This window comes from Gemmatimonadota bacterium (genome assembly GCA_009835325.1).
In the GTDB taxonomy this organism is placed as follows: Bacteria; JAAXHH01; JAAXHH01; order JAAXHH01; family JAAXHH01; genus JAAXHH01.
The window spans coordinates 1-5,079 of record VXWP01000105.1; the positions used below are offsets into that span (position 1 = coordinate 1).

Below are 5,079 nucleotides of genomic sequence, written 5' to 3' on the forward strand. Positions count from 1 at the left end.
CAATATGATGGCAGAATTATACATTCCTCAGGCGCAACTCTCCAGGCTCGTGCACCTGGTCATGCCGGGAAAAGTCGTTGTGGTCTACGGTCCCAGAAGAGTGGGCAAGACCACGCTGATCAAGCGCTATATCCGGGAACACGACCCCGACGCTCTGCTCGTGACGGGGGAGGACATCGTGGTCCGGGAGTACCTCGAGAGTCAGTCCCTGGCCAAACTGACGTCCTTCGTCGGCAGACGCCGTACGCTGATCATCGACGAAGCGCAGCATATCCGGGAAATCGGACTGAATCTCAAGCTGCTCGCCGATCACGTCGAGGGACTTCGGATCATTGCCACGGGCTCGTCCTCCTTCGACCTGGCTCATCAAACCGGAGAGCCCCTGACCGGCCGCAAGTATACCCTGTTGCTACTGCCCCTCGCACAACTGGAACTCCAGGAAACCGAATCCGCGCACCAGACCAGGGCCCACCTTGAACAAAGGCTGATCTACGGGTCGTATCCTGAGGTCGTCCTCATGGACTCGAACGAAGACCGGCAGCTCTATATAAAGGAACTGATCGCATCCTATCTTTTCAGGGACATACTCCAGCTGGAAGGCATACGCCATGCGGATAAGCTGCTCAGGATGCTGCAACTGGTTGCTTTCCAAATCGGCCACGAGGTGTCGACTTCCGAACTGGGCACCCAGTTGGGCATGAACGCAAGCACCGTTGATCGCTATCTCGACCTGCTGGAGAAATCCTATATCCTCTACAGCCGCCGTGGATTCAGCCGCAATCTGCGTAAGGAAATATCCAAGAGCCGCCGATACTATTTTTACGACAACGGCATAAGAAACGGATTGATCAGCAACTTCAACCCACTGACCATGCGGGATGATGCTGGGGTATTATGGGAAAACTACATCCTGGCGGAGCGATTGAAGTACAACCTGTACAACGGCCGTCTGGCCGAAAGCTACTTCTGGCGTACCTACGACCGCCAGGAGATCGACCTGGTCGAGGAGTGGGGGGGCAAGCTTCTCGCCACGGAACTGAAGTGGCCTGCCAAATCAAGCCGGGCACCTGGTGCGTGGCGCAAGGCCTATCCCGACAGTTCGTTCCAGGTCGTTCATCCGGAGAACTATCTCGAGTTTATAACTGGCTCCGCACCTTAATCTAGCTCCGAGCCTAAAACTAGCTCTGCGCTGTGACCGTCTCCGCCTCGTGATCCACCGGGAAGTTCACGGACCGGGCGATGAAGCACATGGCGTTGGCCTTCTCGTGCAGCCGCTCCGCGACGGCCGCGTCGCTTTCCGCCGAAATCGTAACGCGGGGCCTGAGGGTCACGCGCGCGAACTGGCCCGATCCGTCCTGGTTCAGTTCCAGCACGCCTTCCGCGCGGTCTTCGTAGGCGGTCACCACGACCTTGCTCACCGTGCAGAGATGGAGATACCAGAGCATGTGGCAGGCCGAAATAGAAGCCAGCAGCATGTCCTCCGGATTATGGCGCGCGGCGTCGCCCAGGTAGCCGGGGTCCGCGGAACCCTTGACCACCGGCTTGCCCTCGCATGCGATGTCGTAATCCCGCGTATAGCTCCTGTACGCGCTCGTGCCATCGCCCTGATTACCCGTCCATGATATTCCGACCTCGTAGGTATGTTGCTTGTTCATGATGCCCCCGAAAAGTTACCGGTTTAGCCGTCCGGATCAGTGTATGATGTGCCTATACAAACTCGACCATATCGTTTCAACTTCTCCCAATTAGGCGGCATTCTGATGTTTTTGAAAGTATATTGGTAACATGGAATCAAAAGATAGACAGGAATCCTGGGCGCAGACCAACAGTCTCCTGCTCCTTGGCATCGTCGATCTGCTCGAAGAGAAGAGGATCTTCCAGGAATGCTATCGCGTATTGCGACCGGACGGCCGACTCGCGGTACAGACTTCTTTTTTCACCGGCCGCCACACCGCAGAAGACGACCGGCGCCATCCCGATTACCTGCCGATAGGACCGCGAAACTACCTGGAACCGACCCTGGACTGTCTGAAAGCCGTGGGTTTTCGGCAGATCGAATCCGAATGGGTCAAGGAATCGGTCGCCTTCTACAGCGAAAGATATCCTACAGCGGCCGCGTGGTTTCGCGATCGTAAGTACGGTTCGTATATGGTGACGGCGAAGAAATCCGAACATTCGTGAAGGAGCAGCAACATGGCCACCTGGCGTGAAGTCATCTTTCGTGTCGAGTCGCAGGAAGCCGCTGAACTGGTTGTCGAAGATGATCGCGCGGATGTCATCCTCGATCCTCTACGTTGGCGTATCCTCGAGATCCTGGAAGCAGGAAAATCAGTGACGGAGATTTCAGATGCGCTCGATGTTACGGATGCCAGGGTTCTATACCACGTGCAGAGACTGGCAGAGACGGGCGTCTTACGTTTAGAGGATGGCGCTTCGGAAGAACCCCGGGAATGGCGTTGTCTGCCCGCGGCGGGAGTGATCCGCGTCCGGGCGGAGCAGGAGGGCAGCCAGGCCACTGAGGGCAGCCAGACGGAACAGGCTATCCCGGCGGACGTTGCCGAACAGTTCAACCAGTCATTCCGAGAAGCGGCCGAAGGGATGTATGGACCTTCCTTCCAGATGTCCGTCAATCACAACCGCGCACGGCTTTCGGAAACCCAGGCCACCGAATTCAACCGCCGGCTGCTGGCCTTAATCGAGGAGTACTTCCCACCCGGGAAAGGAGACCGGTCGGGCATCAAGTACGGATTCCACGGCGTGCTCACGCCCATTGATCTGCACCCGCTTGGTGATGCTGTTTCCGAAGATTAAAGGGCCAGTACGGCAACGATCCTCACCGATGAACCATCTCCCGGAAAACAGAAGCGTCAGGCCACCGGATTTCCCGTCCATATTGCACCTCGCGGAAGGTCATTGGCTGTTCTCGACAGCCTGCCGTCGCACCTCGTCGTTCATCAGCACATCCGCGACGATCGCCACGATGTAGAACTTGCCTTCGAGCAGGTGTTCGTTGCTGTAAATCGGTTCCAGTTTTATCCATCTTCGCAGGTTCAGGTTCCCCCGGACCGTGTTGAATATAACGTCGTAAAACTTCTGCGTGTCGTCAAACACCCAGTCCTTCGTAAAGATTATCCAGAATCCGATCTCTTCGGGTATGCCGTCCCAGTCGTTCGCGACCGCCCAGTTGATCTCGATTTCCGGATCGCTGTCGTACTTGATGGACTTCGATTCCGTGCCCTTGACGATGCGGATATGCAGATCCATATCGTTGATCCGGCTGAGCACGCCGTTCACGTCCTCGATGATGGCCATGTGCGCTCCCTGGTAAGTCAGGTCTTAAATCAGGTCCATCCGATTCACTGCCCCTCCCACGGCCGTATCCTCGGTATCCAGCGCGGTACGTTCGCCTTGTACAGCCGATAGGGTTCACCGAACCGGCACTCCAGGCCCGGCTCCTCGTAGAGCGGGAAGTAGATCGCACACACCGCGAAGAACACGCACATCCAGCCCGCCAGGTGCCATGAGCCGAAGAGCAGGGCTTCGGCGCCGAGGATGAGCACCATGCCCGAATTCATGGGATTGCGCAGGTGGCGATAGGGACCGAGGACGACCAACTTCCCGGGCGGGGCCCACGGCGCCGGCGTGCCCTTCCCGATCCGGTCGAACAGCGCCATGGTCCACGCCGCCAGGACCAGGCCGTCCAACGCCATCGCGATCCCGATCCAGAAACGGAACTGCGTGGGCTCTGCCGGCGACAGCGCGCCCGGTGTATCGTACAATACCCACAATATCACGGCCGGGACGTAGATCGTAGCCGCCGCCGGAAGGAGGACGACGGCCTTCGCTGTGGTCCATTTCACAAGTGAAACTTCCCTTTTCTGTCGATTCCAACTCGTATCGTGTGAATTTAAATCCAGTATACAAGGATAGCCACATCGGAATTGGTAATTTAATGTGTTGATATTCATAGTCGTGAAGTATATGATTTCGGTCGATGCACGACCACACACATTGATTATAAACACAGGACGCTAAATTGTTCGCGTGTTTTTTGAGGTTTCTCTACCTACGGCATGGCATTCCGCTGTCCCTGGCGTTGCTGACTCTGGCTCTGTCGTCCTCCTGCCTGACGAGTCCGTCCGGTCCGCCGGCGCAGGAACCCACCACGATCACGCTGTCGACCTACCGGATCGTATTCACGGCCATCAACGACCATGTACGCATCGACGCCACGGTGCTGGACCAGGACAGCAGGGTGATCGCCGACGCCACGCTGCACTGGCGAAGCGCGGACATCAACATCGCCCGGGTGAGCGACCGGGGCGTGGTGACGGCCGCGGGAGCCGGAACGACGCAGATCACCGTCAGTTCAGGTTACGCCACGGCAACCGCGACGGTCTCTGTGGAGCAGGCGGCGGACAGCATCGAGATCACGCCGCCGTCCATAACGCTGGGGCAGGTGGGCGAGACGGGCCAGTTCACGGCGGTGGTCTACGACGCGAACGACAGCATCATCCCGGGCGCGGTGGTGGGATGGTCGAGTAGTAATCCCGAAATCGCCACGGTGGACGCCCGCGGCCTGGTGACGGCGGTTTCTCCGGGATCCGCCCTGATCACGGCTTCCTCGGGCGGGGTATCCACGTCCCGTCCTGTCCACGTAGAAGTCGCGCCGGAGCCGTCGCGCATCGTGCTCAACATATCGGAAGCGACGCTTTCGGCCGCGGGCCAGAGCCTGCAGCTGGACGCCCAGGTGTACGATTCGGATGGGCAGGCCATCCCGGGCGCGGCGGTGATGTGGACGAGCAGCCGTCCGGACGTGGCCACGGTGGACGCGGGCGGCCTGGTGATCGCGGTGTCGAACGGCACAACGCGGGTCACGGCCACCTCGGGCGACGCGTCGGCGCACGCGTTGGTACACGTGGTCATCGAGGGTACGGAGCCGCCTGAGCCCCCTGAGCCGCCTGAGCCCCCTGAGCCGCCTGAGCCGCCTGAGCCGCCTGAGCCACCACCTCCTCCGCCGGAACCGCCGCCGCCACCGCCGCCAGCTCCTCCGCCGCCGGATCCTGCGCCCGACCGCGC

At 59.3% G+C, this 5,079-nt stretch carries 7 protein-coding genes; 4 read left to right on the forward strand and 3 right to left on the reverse strand.

Translation table 11 applies throughout. The features are described from left to right. Positions 1–7: 7 nt before the first annotated feature. Positions 8–1,159: an ATP-binding protein gene (locus tag F4Z81_14410; protein MXW06238.1), complete on the forward strand. Its 1,152-nt coding sequence runs from the start codon at positions 8–10 to the stop codon at positions 1,157–1,159. A gap of 19 nt (positions 1,160–1,178) precedes the next feature. On the opposite strand, the gene F4Z81_14415 is transcribed toward F4Z81_14410, so the two are convergent. Continuing rightward, positions 1,179–1,658 (reverse strand): OsmC family peroxiredoxin, encoded by a 480-nt coding sequence (locus tag F4Z81_14415; GenBank protein ID MXW06239.1) that lies wholly within the window; start codon positions 1,656–1,658, stop codon positions 1,179–1,181. A 127-nt stretch (positions 1,659–1,785) separates the two neighbouring features. On the opposite strand from F4Z81_14415, the gene F4Z81_14420 reads away from it, so the two are divergent. Together F4Z81_14420 and F4Z81_14425 are read left to right on the forward strand one after the other, a co-directional pair. After that, positions 1,786–2,181, forward strand: a complete 396-nt coding sequence (locus F4Z81_14420; GenBank protein ID MXW06240.1) for a class I SAM-dependent methyltransferase — start codon at positions 1,786–1,788, stop codon at positions 2,179–2,181. A 12-nt stretch (positions 2,182–2,193) separates the two neighbouring features. Continuing rightward, positions 2,194–2,811 carry a helix-turn-helix transcriptional regulator gene (locus F4Z81_14425; GenBank protein ID MXW06241.1) on the forward strand — a complete coding sequence of 206 codons (618 nt, stop codon included), beginning with the start codon at positions 2,194–2,196 and terminating at the stop codon, positions 2,809–2,811. A gap of 99 nt (positions 2,812–2,910) precedes the next feature. On the opposite strand, the gene F4Z81_14430 is transcribed toward F4Z81_14425, so the two are convergent. Together F4Z81_14430 and F4Z81_14435 are read right to left on the reverse strand one after the other, a co-directional pair. Then, the gene (locus F4Z81_14430; protein MXW06242.1) at positions 2,911–3,312 is read right to left on the reverse strand and encodes a hypothetical protein; all 402 of its coding nucleotides are present in this window, start codon (positions 3,310–3,312) and stop codon (positions 2,911–2,913) included. A 44-nt stretch (positions 3,313–3,356) separates the two neighbouring features. Beyond that, positions 3,357–3,968, reverse strand: coding sequence for an isoprenylcysteine carboxylmethyltransferase family protein (locus tag F4Z81_14435; GenBank protein MXW06243.1), 612 nt, complete (start codon positions 3,966–3,968; stop codon positions 3,357–3,359). Positions 3,969–4,036: 68 nt separating this feature from the next. Between F4Z81_14435 and F4Z81_14440 the strand changes: the two genes are divergently transcribed. Then, the coding region (locus tag F4Z81_14440; GenBank protein ID MXW06244.1) for an Ig domain-containing protein at positions 4,037–5,079 on the forward strand (1,043 nt) is incomplete at its 3' end.

Coding starts and splice junctions, on each gene's coding strand:
- F4Z81_14410 (MXW06238.1), top strand. CDS start 8: ATGGCAGAATTATACATTCCTCAGGCGCAACTCTCCAGGCTCGTGCAC.
- F4Z81_14420 (MXW06240.1), top strand. CDS start 1,786: ATGGAATCAAAAGATAGACAGGAATCCTGGGCGCAGACCAACAGTCTC.
- F4Z81_14425 (MXW06241.1), top strand. CDS start 2,194: ATGGCCACCTGGCGTGAAGTCATCTTTCGTGTCGAGTCGCAGGAAGCC.
- F4Z81_14430 (MXW06242.1), bottom strand. CDS start 3,312: ATGGCCATCATCGAGGACGTGAACGGCGTGCTCAGCCGGATCAACGAT.
- F4Z81_14435 (MXW06243.1), bottom strand. CDS start 3,968: ATGAATATCAACACATTAAATTACCAATTCCGATGTGGCTATCCTTGT.